General features: G+C 69.8%; 18 protein-coding genes. 5 read left to right on the top strand and 13 right to left on the bottom strand.

Features of this window, described 5'->3' with window-relative positions; genetic code table 11:
* Complete coding sequence (dxr, locus tag LY12_RS02310; protein ID WP_253853005.1) at positions 1–1,221, bottom strand: 1-deoxy-D-xylulose-5-phosphate reductoisomerase; 1,221 nt, start codon at positions 1,219–1,221, stop codon at positions 1–3.
* A 93-nt stretch (positions 1,222–1,314) separates the two neighbouring features.
* Between dxr and LY12_RS02305 the strand changes: the two genes are divergently transcribed.
* Together LY12_RS02305 and LY12_RS02300 are read left to right on the top strand one after the other, a co-directional pair.
* A complete protein-coding gene (locus tag LY12_RS02305) occupies positions 1,315–1,596 on the top strand; it encodes a DUF2631 domain-containing protein (RefSeq protein ID WP_253853004.1) in 282 nt (93 codons plus the stop codon).
* A gap of 749 nt (positions 1,597–2,345) precedes the next feature.
* A complete protein-coding gene (locus tag LY12_RS02300) occupies positions 2,346–2,771 on the top strand; it encodes a cupin domain-containing protein (protein ID WP_308292052.1) in 426 nt (141 codons plus the stop codon).
* A gap of 134 nt (positions 2,772–2,905) precedes the next feature.
* On the opposite strand, the gene LY12_RS02295 is transcribed toward LY12_RS02300, so the two are convergent.
* From LY12_RS02295 to benA, 5 genes are all read right to left on the bottom strand, one after another.
* On the bottom strand, positions 2,906–5,674 hold the full coding sequence (locus LY12_RS02295; RefSeq protein WP_253853003.1) for a helix-turn-helix transcriptional regulator: 2,769 nt from the start codon (positions 5,672–5,674) through the stop codon (positions 2,906–2,908).
* A 232-nt stretch (positions 5,675–5,906) separates the two neighbouring features.
* Positions 5,907–7,229 (bottom strand): MFS transporter, encoded by a 1,323-nt coding sequence (locus tag LY12_RS02290; protein WP_253853002.1) that lies wholly within the window; start codon positions 7,227–7,229, stop codon positions 5,907–5,909.
* A 207-nt stretch (positions 7,230–7,436) separates the two neighbouring features.
* Positions 7,437–10,364 carry a benzoate 1,2-dioxygenase electron transfer component BenC gene (gene benC / locus LY12_RS02285; RefSeq protein ID WP_253853001.1) on the bottom strand — a complete coding sequence of 976 codons (2,928 nt, stop codon included), beginning with the start codon at positions 10,362–10,364 and terminating at the stop codon, positions 7,437–7,439.
* A 138-nt stretch (positions 10,365–10,502) separates the two neighbouring features.
* Complete coding sequence (gene benB, locus LY12_RS02280; RefSeq protein WP_253853000.1) at positions 10,503–11,048, bottom strand: benzoate 1,2-dioxygenase small subunit; 546 nt, start codon at positions 11,046–11,048, stop codon at positions 10,503–10,505.
* 41 nt (positions 11,049–11,089) lie between these two features.
* On the bottom strand, positions 11,090–12,457 hold the full coding sequence (gene benA / locus LY12_RS02275) for a benzoate 1,2-dioxygenase large subunit (RefSeq protein WP_253852999.1): 1,368 nt from the start codon (positions 12,455–12,457) through the stop codon (positions 11,090–11,092).
* A gap of 237 nt (positions 12,458–12,694) precedes the next feature.
* Between benA and LY12_RS02270 the strand changes: the two genes are divergently transcribed.
* The 3 genes from LY12_RS02270 to catA are packed head-to-tail and all read left to right on the top strand — an operon-like array spanning position 12,695 to position 15,645.
* On the top strand, positions 12,695–13,627 hold the full coding sequence (locus LY12_RS02270; RefSeq protein ID WP_253852998.1) for a LysR family transcriptional regulator: 933 nt from the start codon (positions 12,695–12,697) through the stop codon (positions 13,625–13,627).
* Positions 13,624–14,727 carry a mandelate racemase/muconate lactonizing enzyme family protein gene (locus tag LY12_RS02265; protein ID WP_253852997.1) on the top strand — a complete coding sequence of 368 codons (1,104 nt, stop codon included), beginning with the start codon at positions 13,624–13,626 and terminating at the stop codon, positions 14,725–14,727. The genes LY12_RS02270 and LY12_RS02265 overlap by 4 nt, the downstream gene beginning before the upstream one ends.
* Before the next feature lie 51 nt (positions 14,728–14,778).
* The gene (gene catA / locus LY12_RS02260; protein WP_253852996.1) at positions 14,779–15,645 is read left to right on the top strand and encodes a catechol 1,2-dioxygenase; all 867 of its coding nucleotides are present in this window, start codon (positions 14,779–14,781) and stop codon (positions 15,643–15,645) included.
* Positions 15,646–15,865: 220 nt separating this feature from the next.
* On the opposite strand, the gene LY12_RS02255 is transcribed toward catA, so the two are convergent.
* The 7 genes from LY12_RS02255 to LY12_RS02225 form a co-directional block, all read right to left on the bottom strand.
* Positions 15,866–16,600 (bottom strand): FadR/GntR family transcriptional regulator, encoded by a 735-nt coding sequence (locus LY12_RS02255; protein ID WP_253852995.1) that lies wholly within the window; start codon positions 16,598–16,600, stop codon positions 15,866–15,868.
* Positions 16,601–16,803: 203 nt separating this feature from the next.
* The gene (locus LY12_RS02250; protein WP_253852994.1) at positions 16,804–17,250 is read right to left on the bottom strand and encodes an ATP:cob(I)alamin adenosyltransferase; all 447 of its coding nucleotides are present in this window, start codon (positions 17,248–17,250) and stop codon (positions 16,804–16,806) included.
* On the bottom strand, positions 17,247–18,917 hold the full coding sequence (locus tag LY12_RS02245) for an L-lactate permease (protein ID WP_253852993.1): 1,671 nt from the start codon (positions 18,915–18,917) through the stop codon (positions 17,247–17,249). Before LY12_RS02245 ends, LY12_RS02250 begins: the two co-directional genes overlap by 4 nt.
* 54 nt (positions 18,918–18,971) lie before the next feature.
* Positions 18,972–20,675: a methylmalonyl-CoA mutase family protein gene (locus LY12_RS02240; protein WP_253852992.1), complete on the bottom strand. Its 1,704-nt coding sequence runs from the start codon at positions 20,673–20,675 to the stop codon at positions 18,972–18,974.
* Between the two features lie 34 nt (positions 20,676–20,709).
* Positions 20,710–21,648 carry a methylmalonyl Co-A mutase-associated GTPase MeaB gene (gene meaB, locus LY12_RS02235; RefSeq protein ID WP_253852991.1) on the bottom strand — a complete coding sequence of 313 codons (939 nt, stop codon included), beginning with the start codon at positions 21,646–21,648 and terminating at the stop codon, positions 20,710–20,712.
* Positions 21,645–23,048 (bottom strand): phenylacetate--CoA ligase family protein, encoded by a 1,404-nt coding sequence (locus LY12_RS02230; protein ID WP_253852990.1) that lies wholly within the window; start codon positions 23,046–23,048, stop codon positions 21,645–21,647. The genes meaB and LY12_RS02230 overlap by 4 nt, the downstream gene beginning before the upstream one ends.
* On the bottom strand, positions 23,048–23,437 hold the full coding sequence (locus LY12_RS02225) for a cobalamin-dependent protein (protein ID WP_253852989.1): 390 nt from the start codon (positions 23,435–23,437) through the stop codon (positions 23,048–23,050). Before LY12_RS02225 ends, LY12_RS02230 begins: the two co-directional genes overlap by 1 nt.
* Between the last annotated feature and the right edge of the window lie 26 nt (positions 23,438–23,463).

Below are 23,463 nucleotides of genomic sequence, written 5' to 3'. Positions count from 1 at the left end.
CTACTTTCCTCCGTTACCGATCATCGGTCCCCCGACCTCGCGGGCACGCACGCGTGCCCACTCCTCTGCTGCGAAGACGTCATCAACGCCAGCGGGTTCGCGGCGCCATTCGTCGGCTGCGGCGACCACCGCACTCACAGTGTCCACGATGGACGTGAAACCGGCGTTTCCGGCCAGGAAGGCTCCCACCAGTTCCTCGTTGGCGGCGTTGAACACCGCGGGCAGGCAGCCGCCCGCCGCGCCGGCCTCGCGGGCCAGCTCGACAGCGGGGAACGCCTCGTCGTCCAGCGGCTCGAACGTCCACTGCGCTGCGGTGTCCCACCTGCAGGGGCGGGTGGCGCCCGGCACCCGGTCCGGCCAGTGCAGCGCCAGCGCGATCGGCAGGCGCATGTCCGGCGGGCTGGCCTGGGCGATCGTCGAACCGTCGGTGAACGTGACCATGGAGTGCACGATCGACTGCGGATGCACCGTCACGTCGATGCGGTCACAGGGGATGTCGAACAGCAGGTGCGCCTCGATCAGTTCGAGGCCCTTGTTGACGAGTGTCGCCGAGTTGATCGTGATGAGCGGCCCCATCGCCCACGTGGGATGCGCCATGGCGTCGTCGACTGTGACGTCGGCCATGTCCGCCCTGGTCCGCCCGCGGAACGGGCCGCCGGAGGCGGTGAGCACGAGCCGGTCGACCTCGTCGGCACGGCCGCTGCGCAGGGCCTGCGCGAGCGCCGAGTGCTCCGAGTCGACGGGCACCAGCTGCCCGGGGGCGGCGGCGCCGAGCACGAGCGGGCCGCCCGCGATGAGTGACTCCTTGTTGGCCAGGGCCAGCGAGGCGCCCGTGTCGATCGCGGCGAGCGTCGGGCGCAGCCCCTGCGAACCCGGCAGGCCGTTGAGCACGACGTCGGCCCGTTCGGCGTCGATCAGGTCGGTCACGGCGTCGGCACCCGCGAAGATCCGCGGCACCGCGAACTCGCCCCGGGCGTAGCCGCGCCGCTGCGCCTCGGCGTACAGCGCGAGCTGCAGGTCTTCGACGGACGTGGCCCGCGTGATCGCCACCGAGTTCACGCCGTGTTCGATGGCCTGCGCAGCCAGCACCTTCGGATCGGAGCCGCCCGCGGCGATACCGGCGATCCGGAACTGCTGCGGATAGCGCGCGGCGATGTCGAGCGCCTGGGTGCCGATCGACCCGGTGGAACCGAGGACGAGGACGCTGCGTGGATAGGTCACGTGGCCATTCTCTCGGACTCCTGACAGCGGCGTGACAGCAGGCATGTGGGATCATGCCTGTCGAGCACGAGTCCGAGCACGTGAGGAGTGAACGTGGCTGGAAACGCGGTCGAGAAGCGCACTGGCGACGAGGTGAGTTACTCGAACGGGGTCGACCCGCACGAGGAGCCGTCCGCCGAGTGGGGCTGGCACGGCGGGTTCCCCAAGGCCACGCAGGGTGCCGGCTGGTTCACCGTGTTCGCGCTGCTGATGATGCTGATCGGCAACCACGAGGGCAACATGGCGAACCTCTGGCTCGTGGGCATCGCCGCCGCCGTCGCTCTCGGCCTGGTCTACGACCTCAAGCGCCGCCGCACGGCCTGGCGCCGCAACTGAGCCGAACCCCCGCGGCCGGCAGCCACCCGATTCGGGGGCGCGTGTTGCGCATTCCGGGGCGCGTGTTGCGCGTTCGGGGGCGCGTGTTGCGCGTTCCGGGGCGCGTGTTGCGCGTTCCGACCACTCCCGACGGCCGACCCGGGCCTCGACGAGGGCGCGTGTCATGCGCCCGCCCCACCAGCGCCCCGTGCTCGGCGTTTCCGCTCACGCTGCGCTCCGGCACCTGTGGCTACGTCGAACCGGGACCGGGTTCCGACTGCGGCCGAGAACGTCACGGAGCCGTCGGTTTTGACGGCCCCGTAGTGCGTGGCCGCGTGTGAGGGTCGACGGCAAGCAAGCGACCGTGGAACGCCCCGTTCACCAGTTCCGCAGTGTTGGTCAGGAACGCATCGTTGGTCAGGAACGCATCGTTGGTCAGGAGCGCATCCCTCCGGCGGCCGGCAGGCAGCCGCCGCACTCCGTAGGTCAGTTCACCGACACCGTCACGGCGGTCACGAAGAGTACGTCGGCCGGACGACGGTCCAGCCCCAGTCAGCGACCCCTCGTCCGGCGCCGAAGACATGAACTCCGAGACGACGTCGGTGTCCGGAACGATCATTCGGGCAGATCCACGGGGTGTCAGCTCACGAAACGATCCGGACCGGCCTCGGCCTGCCGTCCCGTCCGCCGCGTGGCAGCGGCGCCGCACCCGGCCGACAATGACCGTGTGAGGTCCTCGGACCACCCGACTCGTACGGAGGCGGCGGGACATGACGGGCACGTACTCGAACAGGACAGATGCGGACAGCGCAGGGCTCCACGGCGCAGGGCTCCACGGCGCGGGGGTGGGACGCCGCGACATGACCGGCCATCCGGAGCGAACCGCCCTCACCGACCTGGCCCGCGAACTGCTCGGCATCGCACGCGAGCACGATTCCCGGCGCGCCGCGCGGACCGTCACCTCCGGTCCGTCCCAGCGGGCGACCGTCATCGCGCTGGCCGAGGGCGCGCAACTGGGCAAGCACGACGCGCCGCCGGCCGCGACGCTGCAGGTCCTCGTCGGCCGCGCCCGGCTGCACACCGCGGACCGCGAATGGTCCGTCGACGCCGGCGACCTCCTGTCGGTCCCGCCCGAACGGCACAGCCTCGACGCCCTCACCGACACGGCCGTGCTGCTGACCGTCGCGCTGCGCTGAACACCACGCCGCCGCAGCGCCACGCCTGGAACGCGGCGCTGCGCTGAACCACGGCACCACTGGAACACGCCACTGCGCCGAACCACCACACGCGCCGAACCACCACGCTCCGCTGAGGGCGTCGGCGTCTCCCGTCAGTCCGCGCCGCCGAGCCGGGCGGCCAGTTCCGACCGGGAGCGGACACCGAGTTTGCCGTAGACGCGCGTGAGGTGGAACTGCACGGTCTTGGTCGACAGGTACAGCTCGGCGGCCACCTCCCGGTTCGTCATGCCCTGCGCGACGAGCCGGGAGACGGCCTGCTCCTGCGGGGTCAGCTCACCGGGGTCCCGCTCGCTGCGCGGCGCGCGCACGCCACCCGCCTTGGTCTCGCGGTCACAGCGCTCGACGTAGGTCACCGCGCCGAGCGCCGCGAACACCTCGCGGGCAGCCGTGAACGCGTCGTCGGCCTCCTTGCGCTTGCCCGCCCGCCGCAGCACCTGGCCGTGGATGAACTCGGTGCGGGCGCGGTCGTAACGCAGGGGCAGCCCTTCGAGCAGGTCGAGGGCATCGCCGAACGCGGTGCGCGCCTCGCCGAGGTCGCCGCGGCCGGCGGCGATCCGCCCGCGGGCCGCCCGCAGCCGGGCACGCGCCGATGCGGGGCCTCGTTCGGTCGCTCGCTGTTCGTGCGGGAGCAGGAACGTGTCGGCCTCGTCGACACGGCCCTCGGCGACCAGCGCGTGCGCGTACATGTCGGCCCACGGCCAGCGGCCCGGTTCGTCGTCGACCGAACTGTGCGCCCACCGTTTCGTCAACGGCCGCAACGCCCGCAACACTCCTGCGGCGTCGGCCTTCACCTCCGCCACCAGTGCGTGCGCGAGGCACGAGGGCAGCTGCATGATCTCGTAGTCGCGCGGCCCGGCGTCGACACGGTGCATCGTCGCCGCCACCGCGTCCCACTCGCCGCGCAGCGCGTGCACGGCGACCGCCGACCAGTGCAGCAGCGGCCCTGTCACGGCGATACCGCTGCGGTCGAGCACGTCCTGCGCGGCGTGCACCGTGCGCAGCGCCTCGTCCCACTCGCCGGTGAGGAACTGGGTCCGCGCCAGCCACCCCCGCGCCCACAGGGACACGCGGGTCGACCCGCCCAGCACGGTGGTCGGAACGCCGAGTTCGAGGTCGGTCCGGGCATCGTCGAGCGCGTCGCGGCCGAGCCCCAGCCAGCCGCGTCCCATGACGATGCGCTGCCACTGCGCACCCGAGGGAACCCGATCGGCCAGCTCGGAGTAGGCCGCGGCCGCCTCGTCGCCCCGGCCGGTGCCCGCGAGGCCGAGGCCGCGAATGGCCGCAGCCTCGACCGTGGTCGGATCGTGCTCCCCCGCCAGCGCCATCGCCCGGTCGGCCCAGGTGACGAGGTCTTCGGCACGGCACCGGCACAGGCAGTGCAGCACGTACCGCTGGGCGATCACCGCCGCGACGCCCGAGTCTCGGTCGGGGTTGACGAGCCGCCACGCCCGGTCGAGCCGTGCCTGCGCTTCGGCCGGTCTGCCCCGCACGACGGCGAGGTAACCCAGCACGGCGTTGCGCAGCGGCGTCTCGCGCAGTCCCTCGACCTCGGGGACCAGCGCGCCCGCACCGAGGGCGTCGCCCGCCCCGATCAGCGCGTCGACGGCCCGGGTCATGCGGCGTTCGCGGACGAGCCTGTCCTCGGTGAGCCTGCCCGCGTCGCTCAGCAGTGACGCGGCGACGCCCCACGCGCCCTCCTCGGCGTGGTCGGCGGCCAGCGTGTCGAGCCGGTCGGCCAGTGCCGCATCGGGCACCGGGGTGGCTGCGACGAGCAGTCGCGCCTGTTGAACCGGGTCGTCGACGAGCTCCGCGGCCCGCGTGCACAGGTCGGCGGCCGCGGCATGGCCGAGTGTGTCCAGCACTGCCGCGCGCACCATCGGATCGGTGGGCCCGAGCTCGGTGAGCCCGCGCGGTCCGGTACGGACGAGCCCACTGGCGCACGCCTCGTCGGCGACGTCGAGCAGCCCACCGGGACCGTCGCCCAGCCCCGCCAACATCGCGACGTCACGGACGGCGGCGCCCTGCCCGAGCACCGCCGCTGCGTCGACGAGCCTGCGGGCGGGCGCGGAACAGCGCTCCCGTGCTGCGGCCACACGCCGGACGACCGCGCCGGGCGCGGGCAGCCGCGGGTCGAAACGGCGCCACGTGTCCGGCGGCACTTCGGTGAGCAGGTCGACGACGTGCGCCGGAACCCCGGACGTGTGCCGGGTCAGCTGTTCGGCCATGGCCCGTGACAGCACCACACCGCGGGCCGCGGCGAGATCGGCCACCTCGCGGACGCCGAGTGCGGGCAGGTGCACGACCGTCGTCGTCGCCTGGCGCAGCACATCGCGGTCGGTGCTGCGCGTGGCCGCGACGACCAGCAGTCGCGCCGTCGGGTGGTACCGCACCGCCGAGACCAGCGCGCGCAGCGATTCCTCGTCGGCCCACTGCGCGTCGTCGACGAGCAGCAGCGTGGCGGGACGCGCCTCGTCCGGGTCCCCGGCCTGCGGGCCGTCCTGGCCTGGCTCGGCGACTGCGGATCCGGTACGCCGGGCGTCACCGGGGTGGTCCGCGCCGGGGTCGGCGAGGGCGGCGATGCGGGCGGCCACACCGGGGATGCCCGACGGGTCTCCCAAGCCGCGGACCAACTGGTCGGCGACACCGAAGACGCGTTCCGACTCCCACGACACGCCCGCACTGCGATGCACCGGTCCCGTGTGCCGGGCGGCGAGCGCCGAGAGCAGCGCGGTCTTACCGGTGCCCGCGCCACCGGTGACGACCGCGAACCCGGGTTCGGCCGCCGCGGCGCGGCCGAGGGCCCGTTCCAGGGTGCTCAGCGCGCGGTCCCTACCGGTCAGGGCTGCGGCCTCGTCGCTCACGCTCGCACTGTATCGCCCGGAGCGCGCGGTACCGGCTCGCCGATCCGGCGCCGGTCTCCGCCGCCGTACGGCCCTCGCAGCCGCGTCACGTGCCACCTGTCCCCCGACCACGCCATCACCACCGACACCAGCGCCCACGGAACTCGCCGGCCGGCACGGCTCCACCTCCGCCGTCCTGCGCGGCCGCGGAGGACGCACCTGCCCTGCCGCGGCCGCGCGAGTCCCTGCGCTCTCAGGCCGGCTCCGGCTGGCCCTCCGGTACGGTGCGCGGCTGCGCGACCTCACGGCCGGAACGGGGAACCAGCAGCGTCACGAGTGCCGCGAGGAGGGCGATGCCGGCGAAGATGTAGAACGCCGCCATCCCGCCGAGCCCGGCCCCGACGAGCAGGCCACCGATGACCGGCCCGCCGATGCCGCCGAGCCTGCCGAATCCGGCGCACCACGCGACTCCGGCGCCACGCGCCCGCGTCGGGTAGTAGTTCGACACGAGGCCGTAGATGAGCACCTGGGTGCCGATCGTGCCGGTACCCGCCACGGCCACGGCGAGCATGAGCACGGCAAGGGGCAGGTCGAGCGGAAGCAACGCCAGCGTGATCGCCGCCGTCACGAACGTCGTGCTGACGACGCGTTTCGCGCCGATCCGATCCGCCCACGCGGAGGCGAGCAGGCCACCGGCGATCGCGCCGCCGTTGAGCACGAGCAGGAACGCCAGCGAGTAGCCCTCGCCGTAGCCGTTCTCCCCCATGATCTCCGGCAGCCACGTGTTGAGCCCGTACGTCAGCAGCAGGCCGGCGAAGCTCATGGTGCCGAGCAACAGCGTCGGCCACGCGAGCGCACGGGTGGCCAGCGCGGGGAATCCGACGCGGCCGCCGGCGGAGCCGGTCTCCGGCACCAGCTGAATGCCGTTGCGCTCGGCCACGGCGCGCGCCTGTTCGTGCCTGCCTCGCGAGGCGAGCCATTGCGCCGATTCGGGCAGCTTCATCAGCGCGAGCGGCAGCACGGTGACGATCGGCATGGCGCCGATCCAGAACAGGCCCCGCCAGCCGATCGCGTCGGTCAGCGCCAGCGCCAGCAGCGAGGCGAGCACGCCGCCCGCGGGGATGCCGCTGTAGACGATCGCGTTGAGGCGGTTGCGCTGGTGGGTCGGTGCGAACTCGGCGACGATCGCGCCGACGGTGCCGACGAGGGCGCCCACCCCGATACCCGTGAAGAACCGGCCGATGCCGAACAGCATGACGCTGGTGGTCATGGCGGTGAACGCCATGCCCAGCGAGAACCACGCCAGGTTCAGCAGCATGATCCGGCGGCGGCCGATGAGGTCACCGAACGTGCCCGCGGCGAGCGCGCCGACCAGCACGCCGACGAGGGCGTAGCTGCCGAGCGCCCCACCCTGTTCCGGGCTGATCGCGCCGAGGTGGCTGGGGTCGTCGAGCAGGATGGGCAGGACGGTGCCGTACACGACCAGGTCGTAGCCGTCGAAGACGAGGGAGATCGCGGACAGGGCGACCACCCAGAAGACGGTGCGCCGGCGCTTCGTTGCGTCGGAGTCGGACATTGCTGCACTCCCGGGGAGAAGGGGATGACGATCATCGCGGTGCGCCGCGTGCTGCGACGGTGGACCGCGTCGGCCCGCTGTGGCGGGTGCGGAGATGTGGAACCGCGGAAATGTGGAACCGGAGTCCCGGTGCGGGTCCTGCCGGGGATCGCCCTGCCTGACCCGATGAACACGCGGCGGCGGCCACTGCGGCCACCGCCGCGGGCCTCAGCCCTGGTCGCCCCCGGCTACCGGCACGACGGTGCCGGTGACGTAGGCGGCCTCGTCCGAGGCGAGGAACGCGATGACGGCGGCCTGTTCGTCGAGGGTGCCGTAGCGCTTCAGCAGCGAGGAATCGACGGTCTGGTCGATGTGCGCCTGGAACCAGGCCTGTTCCTGTTCGGTCGCCGGCGTGTCGCCGCCGCGCGGGATCCGGCGGGGCGGCGCCTCGGTACCGCCCGGCGCCGTCGCGACGACGCGGATGCCGGCGTCGGCGTACTCCAGGGCCAACGACTCGGTGATCGCGTTGATCCCGCCCTTCGCCGCCGAGTACGGGATGCGGTGGATGCCGCGGCGTGCGACCGACGAGACGTTGACGACCGTTCCCCCGCCCTGGCGGACCATGTCCGGGAGGACGGCCCGGCACGACCACAGTGTCGTCATGAGCGACCGGTTGATCTCGGCCTGGATCTGCTCGGCGGTGAACTCGGTGTAGGGCTTGAACCACATCGCGCCGCCGACGTTGTTGATCAGCACGTCGATGCGGCCGAACCTCTCCAGCGCCGCGGCGACCACCGATTGCGCACCCTCGAACGTCTCCAGGTCGGCGAGTACCGCATGGGCCCGGCCGCCGGCCGCGACGACGTCGTCGGCGACGCCGGTGACGAGGTCGGAACGGTCGGCCAGCACGACCTGACCGCCTTCCGCGCCGATCCGCCTGGCCGCGCGTTCGCCGATGCCCTGGGCCGAGCCGGTGACGACCACGACCTTGCCGTCGAATCGGCCGGGCGAGACGAACGCGGGACGTGTGGCGCGTTCGGCGTCCTTCATGGCACGCCGGGTGGTGGCTTTCGACCGTGCGCCGTGTTCGGCGATGAGCGCCCGCGCCGTCTGCCGGTCGCCTGCTTCGAACGCCGCCACGATGTCGAGATGGTCCTGCGTGCAGCGGGGGTCGCACCACGTGGCGTCGCGCAGCACCTCGTCCATGTGGCCTTTGACGCCGAGAGCGCGGTAGGCCTGGAGCAGGTGGTCGTTGCCGGTCAGGGTGAACAGGTAGTCGTGGAAGGCGGCGTTGGTCTCGGTGTACGCGGCCGCGTCGACGAACCGGTCACCGTCCACATAGGGCACGGTTGCCTCCGCCAGCAACCGGAATCCCGACAGTTGCTGCGAGGTGAGCCTGCCGATGGTGAGCTCGACGACCCCGAGTTCGAGTGCCTGCCGCGCGTCGAACACGGCGTCCGACTCGTGCACCGACGGGTGTTCCTCGCCGATCTCGTAGCCGTCCGCCGTCTCCGAGGCGGCGGCACCGGCCCGGGTCGTAGCCGGAGTCGTGGCCGTGGCCGGAGTCGTGGCCGGAGTCGGAGTCGTGGCCGACGCGTTCGACGCCTCGGGAGCGTCGGCGACGGGGCGGGACGTCGCGGCGGGAGGCCCGGTCGTGGCGGTGGTGGTGGTCTCCGGCCCAGCGGAGAGAGGACGCATCGCCTCATCGGCCGCGTGCATCTCCTGGCCGGCGACGGCGCGGGCGGCACCGGCGGGCAGGAGTTCCTCGCCGGGATCGCGGTCGAGCGGCCGGCCCTCTCCGCCGGGCCAGATGGGCTGGCGGGCGATGGCGCGCATCGTGTCGGCCTCGGCGGCGGCGGGCCTGGCCGCCGCGACGTGAGCTCCGACCGGTTCGGCGGTGGTGCCGGGAAAGGTGTCCTGACCTGCGATGCGGCGGCCTTCACCCGCGCCGAGGGCTGCGACTTCGAGGAGTGGTTCCGGTTCGAGGGCGAGGACGGCGCTGTCCATGGTGGCCTCCGGTTCGGTGGGTTCGCGGCCGTCTCCCCCGACCCGGCCGTCTCTCCCGACTCGGCCCGCCATGCCGTCGTCGCCGGTCGTGTCGGTGTCCGCGCCGTCGGTGTCGGCGGTATCGGGTACGGCGGTATCAGGTACAGCGGCGACGGCGAACTTCTCGTAGTAGACGCCGGTGGGTTCGATGCCGCGTTCGGTGAAGTGGCCGCGGACGGCCTCGACCATGGGCGGCGGGCCGCACAGGTAGACGGCGACGTCGCCGTCGTAGAGGTGTTCGTCGCCGATGAGGCTCATGACGTACCCCTTGTTCGGCGCGGCGGTAGCGGGGTCGGAGACGACGTAGTCCCAGGTGAGTTGGGGTAGCCGGGCGGCGAGTTCGGCGATGGTGCCGAGTTCGACGACGTCGTCGTCGGTGCTGGCGCCGTAGATCAGGTGCACGGGACGTCTCGATCCGGTGGCCACCATGGTGCGCAGGATCGACAGGATCGGGGCGAGGCCGGTGCCGCCTGCGAGCAGCAGCACCGGCCGGTCGGTTTCGCGGAGGAAGAAGCTGCCGTGCGGGCCGGTGAAGGTGAGCTGGTCGCCGACGCCGGCGCGGCCGGTGAGGTAGTCGGACATGACGCCGCCGGGGGCGAGCTTCATGAGGAAGGTCAGGGATTTCTCATCGGGCCCGTTGCTGAACGAGTAGGAGCGGGTCTCGTCGGTGCCGGGCACGGTGATGTTGACGTACTGCCCGGGGAGGAAGGCCAGGTCGTCGCGCTGTGGGGTTTCGATGGTGAGTGCGACGGTGGTCGGCGAGAGCCGGTCGAGGCCGGTGATGGTGGCCTCGAAGGTGCCCGCCTGGGTCTTGGCGACCTCGGAGGTGGTGGCGATGCGGAGGACGAGATCGGACCTGGGGGTCATGCTGCAGGGCAGCACGTAGCCCCGGGCCGCTTCGTCGTCGGTGAGGGCGTCGTCGATGTAGGTGCCGCCGTCGAAGTCACCGGATTCGCACAGCGCCTTGCAGGTGCCGCAGGCGCCGTCACGGCAGTCGAGCGGGATGTTGATCCGCTGCCGGTACGAGGCGTCGGCGACGGTCTGGTCCGGCTCGCACGTGATGAAGCGGGTGACACCGTCCTCGAAGGACAGCGCTACTTGGTGACTCACAACAGCTCCTAGCAAACGTCTTCGAAAGCGGCGATCCAGGCGCTCGCCACGCGGTCTCGGACCGCCTGCGGGCGGTTCCGTGCCGGCCTGCCGGCACCGCCGCGTGCACCGCTACGCAGCGCAACCACCGTCAATTCATCAAATGTGATAGATGTCGACGACGTGGTGAATGTAGTCATTCTTGAGAATGACGGTCTTGCGGCGGATGAGTGGCGATTCGCCGGAGAAGTCGACCGTGTAGAACGAGGTTCCGTAGTACGGGTCGACGGTGTTGTACCGGAAGTACATGGTGTGCCAGTTGAACCGGATGTCGACGAGGTCGCCGCGGCGTTCGATGACTTCCACGTTGGTGATGTTGTGGCTGGTGCGCGGCTCGGGGATGGAGGTCGCGCTGGAGCGTTCGGTGCGGATGCGGAAGACACGGTCTTCGAGGCCGCCCTTGTTCGGGTAGTAGATGAGCGACAGCTCCCGCTGAGGGTTCTCCGTGAGGTTGCCGTTGTCGTCCCAGCACGGCATCCAGTAGACGACGTCGTCGGCGTAGCATTCGAGCCATTTCTCGAATTCGCGGTCGTCGAGGTAGCGGGCCTCGCGGTAGAGGAATTGTTCGATGTCGTTCTGGGTGATGTGTTTGGTCCGCGGAGGGGTGTCTGCTCCGTCGGTGGCGGTGTCGGCGGTGACAGTCATGCCGGAAAGCCTCCTCGTGGCTGGTCGGACGTCGGGGCGCTTCAGGCGTCGCCCTTGCCGGATGCTTCCTTCTCGACGGCGGCGCGCATGGTGTCGGCCCAGTAACCGTGCTGGACGGGGTAGAGCCCTTCGTCCTCGTTGCGCTGGCCTGCGGAGATGACGCCTTCCATGCCGAGTGCGGTGGCGACCTCGTCGGGACCGGTGAGCCAGTGCTCGGCGCCGCGGCTCATGTCGTTCCAGGGCGCGGCGGTGGCGCGGAACGTGAGTTGGCAGGAGCGGAACTCTTCGAGGTCGTCAGGAGTGGCCATGCCGGAGGCGTTGAAGAAGTCTTCGTACTGGCGGATGCGCCAGGCACGCGATTCGTCGCTTTCACCTTTGGGCGCGATGCAGTAGATGGTGACTTCGGTCTTGTCCGGCGCGATGGGGCGGAAGTGGCGGATCTGGGTGGAGAACTGGTCCATCAGGTAGACGTTCGGATACAGGCAGAGGTTGCGGGACCCCTTGACCATGAACTCGCCCTTGGCGTCGCCGAACTCCTCCTTGAGCTCGTCCATGCGTGGCCACAGTGGACGGTCCTGCGGGTTGCCTGCCCAGGTCCACAGGCACAGGTGGCCGTGGGGGAAGGACCAGTAGCCGCCGCCGGACTTGCCCCAGCTGCCCGCGTCGAGGGTCTTGGTCTCGTTCTTCGACTCGCCGGTGTTCCGGCGGGAGGTGGTGGCGGCGTAGTTCCAGTGGGTGGCGGTGACGTGGTATCCGTCGGCGCCGTTCTCGGCCTGGACCTTCCAGTTGCCGTCGAAGGTGTAGGTGGAGGCGCCGCGGAGGACTTCGAGCCCTTCCGGTGACTGGTCCACGAGCATGTCGATGATCGTCGTGGTGTCGCCGAGGTGTTCGGCCAGTGGGAGCACGTCGGGGTTGAGGCTGCCGAAGAGGAAGCCGCGGTAGGAGTCGAACCGGGCGACCTTGGTGAGGTCGTGCGAGCCGCCGGCGTCGAAGGAGTCGGGGTAGCCGGCGCCGTCCGGGTCCTTGACCTTGAGGAGCTTCCCGTCGTTGCGGAACGTCCAGCCGTGGAACGGGCAGGTCAGCGTGGTGCGGTTGTCGGTCTTGCGCCGGCAGAGCATCGCACCGCGGTGGGCGCACGCGTTGATGAGGCAGTGCAGCTCGCCCTGCTTGTCGCGGGTGATCACGACGGGCTGGCGGCCGATGTGGGTGGTGAAGTAGTCACCGGGGTTGGGCAGCTGACTGTCGTGGGCGAGGTAGATCCAGTTGCTCTCGAAGATGTGCTTCATCTCGAGTTCGAAGGTCTCCTCGTCGGTGAAGATCCGCCGGTTGGTGCGGTACACACCGGCTTCGGGGTCTTCGACGACGGCGTCGGCGATCACGTCCGACACGTGGTCAAGGGTCTCGGTCATGGAGTCCTCCTGAAGCCGTTCGGCTCTGAAATCGGCGGGTGTCCCGACTGTGGCAGCGCCGTTAACGGGGACAAACAAGGCAAATGCCGAGTCCTGACCCAGGGGGATATTGATCGACGGTGTCTATCAATACTGCGGAAACAAGTCCTTGTCATGGATGAATGCTGCTCCGTACCGTGAAGAATCGGCCCAGGTCACAGCAGGCGGGCCGGGTCGGCCACGGAAGGAGACGCAGCGATGGAGCTACGTCATCTGCGCTACTTCGTCGCGGTCGCCGAGACCTGCCACTTCGGCCGTGCCGCCGAGCGGTTGCGGCTGGCCCAGCCCGCGCTGTCGCATGCGATCCGCCAGTTGGAGGGCGAGCTGGGCGCGACCCTGTTCGCCCGCACCACCCGCCAGGTGAGCCTGACGCCGGCGGGCGAGTTCTTCCTCGCCGAGGCGCAGCGGGTGCTCGACACGCTGGCCGACAGCGTGCACGGCGTGCGGCAGATCGCAGGAGGCAGGCTCGGCCTGTTGCGGATGGGGTTCACGGGCACGGCCGCGTTCTCGCACCTGCCCCTGATCGCGAGGACCCTCAAACGCGACCTGCCCGAGGTCGCGCTCGACGTCAATGCCGACCTGCTGACGCCCGCCCAGTGCGACCTGCTCCGGTCGGGCGATCTCGACCTCGGTTTTCTGCGCCCGCCGGTACGCGGCGAGGACATCGAGCTGCGCGTCGTGGAGTCCGAACCGCTGATCCTGGCCGTGCCCGCCGACCACCGGTTGGCGCACGAACCCGTCGTGGCCACGCCCGATCTGCGGACCGAGGGGTTCATCGGGTACGCGAGCAAGGACTCCGTGGTCAACGACGCGGTGACCCGCAGCTGTGAGGCCGCGGGGTTCACGCCGCAGCGCGAGCACCAGGCCGCCGGCACGGCGGTGCTGTTGTCGCTGGTCGCAGGAGGGCTCGGCATCGCCATGGTGCCGACGTCGGCGCGCGCGCTGCCGCTCGAGGGCGTCGTGTTCCGCGACCTGACCGACGCCGGTGCCGTCGAACTCGCACTCGCCTGGCACACGGGCAGCGATTCCGCACTGGTGCGCTCGGTCGTCGAGGTGCTCGAACCCGCCCTCACCTCCCCCGGCGCCGTCCCCACTGCCACCGAGGCCCCGAATCCCGAGGGAAGTTCATGAAGATCACGCAGATCGAGGCGATCCCGTTCGCCATCCCCTACCGCAAGCCGCTGAAGTTCGCCTCCGGCGAGGTGTACGCGGCCGAGCACGTACTGGTGCGGGTGCACACCGACGACGGCGTCGTCGGTGTCGCCGAGGCCCCGCCCCGGCCGTTCACCTACGGGGAGACGCAAACCGGCATCATCGCCGTGATCGACCAGATCTTCGCGCCGCAGCTGACGGGGCTGAGCCTGCTCGAACGGGAGACCATGCATGCGCGGATGCACCGCACGGTCGGCAATCCCGCCGCGAAGGCCGCGATCGACATGGCCGTGTGGGATGCGCTCGGCCGCAGCCTCGACGTCGGGGTGAGCGAACTACTCGGCGGGTACACCGACCGGATGCGTGTCTCGCACATGCTCGGGTTCGACGAACCGGCGGCCATGGTGGCCGAGGCCGAACGCATGCGGGACGAGTACGGCATCACGACGTTCAAGGTGAAGGTCGGCAGGCGTCCCGTGTCGCTGGACACCGCCGTGGTGCGGGCGCTGCGCGAACACCTCGGCGAGGGCGTCGAGCTGTACGTCGACGGCAACCGAGGGTGGACCGCGGCGGAGTCGGCCAAGGCGATGCAGCAGATGTCCGACCTGGACCTGCTGTTCGCCGAGGAGCTCTCCCCCGCCGACGACGTGCTGGGCCGGCGCTGGCTCGTGTCCAGGTTGGATGTTCCGTTCATCGCCGACGAGTCGGCGGTCACCGCCGCCGATGTCACCCGCGAGATCCTGGGCGGTTCGGCCACCGCGATCAACATCAAGGTCGCCCGCAGCGGGTTCACCCTCGCGCAGCGGACGCATCATCTGGCCGAAGGACTGGGGCTCGAACTCGTGATGGGCAACCAGATCGACGGCCAGCTCGGGTCGATGTGCACGGTCGCGTTCGGCGCGGCGTTCGAACTCACCGCGCGGCGCGCCGGTGAGCTCTCGAACTTCCTGGACATGAGCGACGACCTGCTCACCGAACCATTGCAGATCTCGGGCGGCGAACTCGCCATCCGGCCCGGCACGGGCCTCGGCGTCGAGATCGACCCCGACAAGCTCGCCCACTACCGGCAGGACGTCTGAGTCCCCGGCGGCAGGGCCACCACTCCCGACACCGGAATCAAGGAGGATCCCATGACCACCGTTCCCGCCGAACCCACCGCCGCGGCCGCCGGTGCCAACGCCACCGCGCACTTCACCAGCGACAAGAACCCGTACGAGGCCGTCAAGGACGTCCCGCCGGCGCGGGTGGACAAGCTGGCCAAGCGGGTGTTGTCGGCCATCCACGACACGATCCGCGAGGAGAAGGTCACCTACGACGAGTACAACGCGCTCAAGGCGTGGCTGATCCAGGTCGGCGAGGACGGCGAATGGCCGCTGTTCCTCGACGTGTGGGTCGAGCACGTCGTCGAGGAGGTCGCCACGGACCACCGTGAGGGCAGCAAGGGCACGATCGAGGGCCCGTACTACGTTCCGGACGCGCCCGAGTGCGCCGAGAACGGTGTCGGCACCATCCCGATGCGTGCGGACGAGCAGGGCACGAAGCTGACCTGGACCGGCACGGTCACTGCCACCGACGGCACTCCGCTGGAGGACGCCAAGGTCGAACTGTGGCACGCCGACAACGACGGCTACTACAGCCAGTTCGAGCCGAGCCAGCCGCAGTGGAACCTGCGCGGCACGTTCACCGTGGGCGAGGGCGGCCGGTTCGAGATCACCACGATCCAGCCCGCGCCCTACCAGATTCCGACCGACGGCTCCTGCGGCAGGCTGATCGCCGCCGCGGGCTGGCACGCCTGGCGGCCTGCCCACCTCCACGTGAAGGTCTCCGCGCCGGGCCACGAGCTGCTGACCGCCCAGCTGTACTTCCCCGGCGACGAGCACAACGACGACGACATCGCCTCGGCCGTGAAACCGGAGCTGATCCTCGCCCCGAAACCCGCCGGCGACGGCTCGGTCGCGGTCGACTACGGCTTCGTACTCGACCCGGTCAAGGCCTGACGGCTGCTGACCCGCTCACGGCCTCCGGTGCCCGCAGGTGCCGGAGGCCGTGAGCGCGGCGGCCCCGATCGGCACACTCCCGTTCGTGCTGCCGGATTCGGCCGAGGTCCCGACCGTTTCAGGGGATCACGCGGGACTACTCCGACGCCGAGAAGTGGGCACTGTTTCCACGACAACGCGGTGCGCTTCCACCGGCTGTAAGGCCCGCCGAGCCGCTCGCTCAGTCCTCGCCGCCCGCGATGCGGTCCCGGTAGAAGGTCGTGATGTGGTCGGCGACCAGGTTTGCGGCCAGTTCACCGCTGCCCTTCTCGATCGCGCGGTAGATCGCCTCGTGCTCGTCGATGAGCCCGTCGGCCGCAGCACGCCAGTCCCCCAGCTGCGCGAACGTCTCGGCCATCTCGTGTTCGACGGCACCTCGTAGCGCCTGCATCAGATCGACGGCCAGCGCATTACCGGAGATCCGCGCGATGAGCACGTGGAACTCCGTGTCCAGAGCGTTGAACTCGTGCGGATCGGAGTCGGTGGACCGCATTTGGGCCAGCAGCTCCGCGAGGTGTCTCAGGTCGTCGTCGGTGCGCACGGACGCGGCCCCACGGGCCGCGCTGCGCTCGAGTTCGACCCGGGTGTCGACCAGGTCGGACAGGCTGATCCTGGCCAGCGCGATGTGCAACCGCAGCAGGTTCGTCATCGCAGGAGTGGACGTCGCGGTGATCACCGAGCCCGCATCCTGCCCGGATCCCGTGCGGGATTCGACGATCCCCATGGCTTCGAGCGCACGCAACGCCTCGCGCACGCTGGTCCGGCTGACTCCGAGCATGCTCACCAGCTCGCGCTCGCTCGGCAGGCGTTCCCCTGCACGCAGCGTGCCATCGAGGATCTTCTGCTGGATCTGGGTCAGTACCTGTTCATGGGTACGGACACGACGGACCGGCTCCCACGCCGCGTCGCTGGTCACGATCGGCTCCCGGGGCTGAACATCATCGTGGTGCCTCCCTCTGGGTTCGAGCGACCCAATCAAGGACGGGCGCGGAGGGAGGGTCTGCCTCCGGGGCCGCCGCACGGCGCCCCGATCACAGTGGCGCGACCGGTCCGGGTTCTCACCGGAATTCCTCGACTCCGCGATCTGTCACTCAAGGTAATCAGAACCACACGGGTCTGTCAATGTGACCACTCTGTTGGTCCGACCACACCTCCACAGACTCCCAACGGCACCTCGCACTGCTCTTCCCGATCGATTCGCGCAGCCGAGGCGAGCAACAAGTCGGCGAGAGCACTCAGATAATCGGCCGCTCCACGAGTCACCGTCCGTGATGCCCGTACGGCGGTTATCCGCGCGAGTTTGAGCAGCCCCACCGCCGAACTGAAGCCCGCCGACACGGTGAATCCGGGAGGCAGCTCCGGCGGGAGCGGATGGTCGGCCAGTGCACTCCGAATCCGCGCGCTCGACGGTGCCTCGCCGTCGCCGTCGAGCGCGTCGCCGAGCCGAAGCAGCTCCAGCTGGATCCCGCCCAACACCTCCTCGAGATCGGCGGGCACACCGAGCGTCGACAGTGCCGCACCGAGCGTCGCGTTCGCCTCGTCGACAGCATCCCGCGCAGCCGTCACGACGGCACCATCCACGAGAGCACCGGCGTGGACTGCAGGTAGACGAGAACGCACATCAACGGCACGAACAGCGCCGATGCCGCCAGTACCTTCCGGAACAGTTCGCCCTCCCGTCCCGCGAGGCCGACCGCGCTGGCGCCGATGGCGAGATTCTGCGGGCTCACCATCTTGCCCAGCACGCCGCCGCTGGTGTTGGCCGAAGCCATCAGGACGGGGTCGAGTCCCGCCCCGGAGGCCGCACTGACCTGCAATGCACCGAAGAGCGAATTGGCCGATGTGTCGGACCCGGTCACGGCGGTACCGAACCAGCCGAGCAACGGCGACAGGAACGCGAACGCACCGCCCGCCCCTGCCAGCAGCAGGCCGAGCGTCGCGGTCTGCCCGGACATGTTCATCACGTACGCGAGCCCGAGCACCGCCATGACCGTCACACCTGCCGTGCGGAGCTGCAGCACGGTATCTCCGAACGCGCGCACCGATTCACGCAACGGCACCCCGAGCATCGGGATCGACAGCAGGCCTGCGACGAACAGTACCGTCCCGCTGCTGGCCAGCCAGTCGAACTTGTACTCGGCGAGGCTGAGTGGCTGCCCCTCGGCGTCGACCACGTGGAGGCCGGGCCAGTCGAAGGAAACGGTGGTGCGATCGAGCAGATCCGCGATCGCCGGCACGGCGGCCACCGAGAAAAGCACGATGATCGTTGCGTACGGTGCGAACGACCGCAGCCGCTCGAGACGTGTGTCGGACGGGGCGGCGACGGTCTCCACAGCGGTGATGGTCCCGCTGCCGACCGGTCCGGCGCCGGGACCGTCGACGGGCGCGCGCCCTCCCGAGTCCGTCACCGGTCCGGCCGCCGGCCGCTTACGCAACCGCACCACCGTGAGCACCGCAGCCGCGGACGCGAGCGCCGCGACAATGTCGGTCAGCTGCACCGCTCCGTAGTTCGCCATGAAGAACTGGGCGACGGCGAAAACCGCGCCGCACACCAGCGCCTCGCGCCAGGTCTCCCGCAACCCGCGCTTGCCGTCGAGCACGACGACCAGCACGAGCGGCACGATCAGCGCCAGCACCGGCACCTGGCGCCCCGTCATCGCCGACAGGTCGTCCAGGGGTAAGCCCGTGACCTTCGCCAGCGTGATCACCGGCAGTGCCACCGCGCCGTAGGCCACCGGAGCCGTGTTGGCGATCAACGCCACGGTCGCGGCCTTGACCGGTTTGAGCCCGACGGCTACCAACATCACGGCACAGATCGCCACCGGCGCGCCGAACCCCGCCAACGCCTCGAGCAACGCTCCGAACGAGAACGCGATGATGATGCCCTGCACCCGCTGGTCGTCGCTGATCCGCGAGAACGCGCGCCGCAAGACATCGAAGTGCCCCGACACACGCGTCATCTGATAGATCCAGATCGCGTTCACCACAATCCACAGCGCAGGGAACAGACCGAACGCCGCGCCTTCGAGCGCCGAGTTCACAGCGGTGAAAGGCGGCATCCCGTACGCCGCCACCGCCACCACAATGGACAATCCGAGCCCGATCAGCGATGCGAGCCACGCACGTATACGGAACACGCCCAGCAACACGAACAGCGTGAGCAGTGGAAGAGCCGCGACGAGCGCGGACCATCCCAGACTGCCCCACAGCGGATCGGGAACCTGTTGGTACATGACGACCTCCGGCGACTCTCGACATTGAGAGGGGGACAGTGGGACGGAGCTGGGTCAGAACACGGGCGTCTCCGTGTAGGTGCCGAACACGTCGCGCAGTGCGCCGGTGATCTCGCCCATCGACAGATGTGCCTTCACGGCCTCGATCGTCGCCGGCATCAGATTCGCCGACGGGTCGGCTGCCGCGGTGAGAAGCTGCTCCATGGCGTGCTTGGCACGCTCCGGGTCCCGGGCATCCCGCACCTGCTTCAGCCGCGAGATCTGCCGGGCCTCCGATTCCGGGTCGAGCTCGTGGGTCTCGATCTTCTCGGCCTGGCCCGCGTCGATCTGTTTGTTCACGCCGATGACCGGGCGATCACCGGACGCTTTACGACGCGCGAACTCGTACGCACTGTCCGAGATCTCACGCTGGAAGAAGCCCTGCTCGATCGCCGCGACCACACCCCCGAGCTCCTCGATCTTCGTGAAGTAGTCGGCGATGCCCTCCTCCAGCGTGTCGGTCAGGCGCTCGACGTAGTAGGAACCGCCCAGCGGGTCGATCACGCTGGTCACCCCGGTCTCGTCGGCGATGATCTGTTGCGTGCGCAGCGCGATCTTCATCGCCTGCTCGCTCGGGATCGTGTACGCCTCGTCCAGCCCGTTGGTGTGCAGGGACTGCGCGCCTCCGAGTACCGCCGACAGCGCCTGGAGCGCCGTGCGGACGATGTTGTTCATCGGCTGCGGCTTCGTCAGTGTCGCGGCCGCGGTCTGCGCGTGGAAACGCAACCGCATGGACGCCGGATCCTGCGCGCCGAAGGTCTCCTTCATCATGCGCGCATAGAACCGCCGCACCGCCCGGAATTTCGCCACTTCCTCGAACAGATCCGCCTGGCTGACGAAGAAGAAGGACAGCCGAGGAGCGAACGAGTCGACGTCGAGTCCGGTCGCCACGGCATCGGCCACGTAGGCCTTGGTGATCGCCATGGTGAAGGCGATCTCCTGCTGTGCGTTCGCACCGGCCTCGCTGATGTGATAGCCGCTGATGTTCACCGGGTTGTAGCGCGCCATGTTCTCGGCGCAGTAACCGATCGTGTCCCGCACGATCCGCATGCTCGGTTCGACGGGGAAGATCCATTCCTTCTGTGCGACGTACTCCTTGAGGATGTCGTTCTGGATGGTTCCCGACAGCTTGTCGAGGTCGTAACCACGCTCCTCGGCGACGGCGACGTACATCGCCAGCAGAATCCAGGCCGACGGATTGATCGTCATCGAGACGCTGATCTGCTCCAGGTCGATATCGTCGAACAGCGCCTCCATGTCCGGCAGCGTGTCGATGGCGACGCCCTCCCGGCCCACCTCGCCGAGGCTCATCGCGTCGTCGCTGTCGAGCCCCATGAGAGTGGGCATGTCGAAGTCGATCGACAGCCCGGTCTGGCCTTGTGCGATGAGGTACCGGAACCGTTCGTTGGTCTCCTCCGCCTGACCGAATCCCGCGATCTGCCGCATCGTCCAGGTGCGACCGCGGTACATCGTCGGGTACGGCCCGCGGGTGAACGGATAGCGGCCCGGGAGGCCGACGTCGCGCCAATCGCCGTCGACGTGGGCAGGCGTGTACACGCGCTCGACCGGGACTCCGCTGCCGGTGCGGTATTCGTCGCGGGACTCGGGCCGCCGGGTGAGGAACCCGGCGAGCTCGTCGTTCGCCCACGAGGCAAGGTCGTCGGTCGCGGTCTGGGCGAGTTCGGGGGCGGCGAGCCGGTACCGGCTGTCGTCGGTCATGAGAATCCTCCTGAGGTTCGTGGCAGGGGCCGGGTCAACGCCGGCCGACCAGGTGCCGTGCAGCGGAGAGCGGATCGGTGCGATGAGCCGTGACTTCGTCCAGCGCGTGATCGAACGCGGCTACTCCCGGCCGCAGTTCGTCGAGTACGAGCTCCTCGGCGACCCAGCGAATGCGGGTCGCGGCATTGCGACGGGCCCGGCGTTCGCGTTCCCCGTGCTCGGTCATCCACTCAAGGTGGGCCCCGAACACGGCTGCCAGGTCGGCGACGCCATCCCCGTTCGCCGCCACCGTCTGCTGGATCGGCACGTTCCACTGGCCCGCGCTGCGACGCGAAAGCCGCAACATCTCCCGCAGTTCCGCCACGGTGCGGGACGCACCGTCCCGGTCCGCCTTGTTGACCACGTGCACGTCCGCGACTTCCAGCAGACCGGCCTTGATCGCCTGCACGTCGTCGCCCATGCCCGGCACGCTCACCACGGCGACCGTCTGCGCCGCGCTGATGACGTCCACTTCGGCCTGGCCGACGCCGACGGTCTCGAGAATGACCACGTCCGTGCCGGCCCCGTCCAGCACGGTGATGGCGTCGAGGCACGCGCGCGACAACCCGCCGAGCGCGCCCCGAGTGGCGACCGAGCGGATGAACACACCCGCGTCGTCTCCGTGGTCACTCATCCGGATGCGGTCACCGAGGATCGCTCCCCCACTGAACACACTGGACGGATCCACGGCCAGCACCCCGACCGTTCTGCCCTCGCTGCGGTAATGGCGGGCGAGTGCGGACACGAGCGTGCTCTTGCCACTGCCCGGCGGCCCCGTCAGCCCGAGCACGTGCGCGCTTCCTGCAGACCGGTGCAGCACGGCGAGGGCGTCGTCGACACCGTCGGTGCGGCGTTCGACGAACGTCAGCATGCGCGCGACCGCCTGGTTCCGCCCTTCCAGCACGGCGTCGACGATCTCCTTCGGAGCCGTCATGACGCGCCTTCCAAGCGACGCAGCAGATCGCGGTCGTCGACCACACGGCGGGCCTTGAACTCCGTACGGTCGAACGTCTGCTGCCGCACCGGGACCACTTTCGCGCCCACCCCGAGTACCGTGCGCAGGCGATCGGCGATGCCGGCGACCCAGGACTCCAGTGACGACGACACCGCGTCCTCGTACTCCACCTGCACCGCGAGCGAGTCCATCGTGGAGTCCCTGCTGATCACGATGCGGTGCTCGCCGCCGTAGCCGTGGGCCGCCATGACGACGTCGTCGATGGCACTCGGGTAGACGTTCTCGCCCCGGACGGTGAACATGTCGTCGATCCGACCGTAGATCCCGCGCGGCAGGAACGGGTACGTGCGTCCGCGATCGGCCGACGGCGCCTCCCACCGCGTGAGGTCACCCGACACCAGGCGGATCATCGGCTGGCTGGTGCGCTCGAGCGTCGTGTACACCGGCGTGCCCTCGGAGCCGTAGTCGACGCGGTTCAGGCCGGTGGGATCGCACACCTCGGTGTAGACGAGGTCCTGCCAGCACAGCACGCCCGGCTCGTCACTGCCGGCGCCGAGGTGCATCCACGGGCTGACCTCGGCCATACTGCCGGAGTCGTAGACCTGCGCGTCGAACGCCTCGGTGATGCGTGACCGGATCGACGGCACGCTCGCCCCCGGCTCACCGGAGAAGAACAGTTTCCGCAGCCCGAGCGACGCCGGGTCGACGCCTTCGTCGCGTGCCACCTCCGCCAGGTGCAGCGCATACGAGGGCGTGCCGTAGAAGACGGTCACCCCCATCTGCCGCATCCATCGCACCGTCCGTGCGGTCTGCCCCGCGGTGCCCGCACCGAACGGGAAAACCCGCGCACCCAGGCGTTCGGCACCGATGTAGGCACCCCACGAACCCCAGTACAGGCTCAGCGGCGACGCCACGAGCACGGTGTCGTCCGGGCGAATGCCCATCGCCCACATCACGCGGGCGTGCGCGTTGGCGACGCTGCGCCAGTCTCGCTCGCTGATACCGAACGCCGTGGGACGTCCCGTCGTACCCGACGTGCCGTTGATGTGCTTGACCTCGGACAGGGGCACGGCGAGGTAACTGCCGAACGGTTCGTTCTCCGCCTGGTCGGCGCGCAGCTCCTCCTTGCGCACCACGGGAACCTTCTCGAAATCGGCCAGGCTCTTGATCGACGAGGGATGGATCCCCGCCTCGTCCCATTTCCGGCGGTAGAAGGGAGCGTTCTCCCAGGCGTACTCCATGACCCGGCGAATGCGGACCAGGATCGCCTCGTCCCGCTCGTCCGCGGGCATGGTCTCCCTGCGCCGGAACCAGAAGCGCTCCGCGGGATCGGGCCGGTACGACTCGTCATAGCGCGGCGGCCAGCTCCACTGTTCCATCACGCCTCCCGCGCCGGAGCACTCACGTCGCGGATGCGCTCGACGACCGTGTCGGGGGCGGTGTCCTGCCCGAGCACGGCGGCCACGCCCATCGCCGTGAGCGCATCGACGTCCTCGTCGGGCATCACACCGCCGGCGATGATCGCGAAGCGCGGCCGTTCGGGCATCCCGTCGATCAAGTGAAAGATGCGCGTGAAAATCGGCATGTGTGCGCCGGACAGCAGGCTCACGCCCAGGACGTCGACGTCCTCCTGCACCGCGGCATCGAGTACCTGTTCGGGGCTACGGTGCAGCCCCGTATAGATCACCTCCATCCCCGCGTCGCGCAACGTCCGGGCGACGACCTTCACGCCGCGGTCATGTCCGTCGAGGCCGATCTTGGCGAGCATCACCCTGATCGGCTCCTCGCGTGTAT

The sequence above is a fragment of the Prauserella alba genome (genome assembly GCF_024171735.1).
Classification (GTDB): Bacteria; Actinomycetota; Actinomycetes; order Mycobacteriales; family Pseudonocardiaceae; genus Prauserella; species Prauserella alba.
Note: the sequence above shows the minus strand (reverse complement) of the source record. Positions and strands in the feature narration are given on the sequence as shown.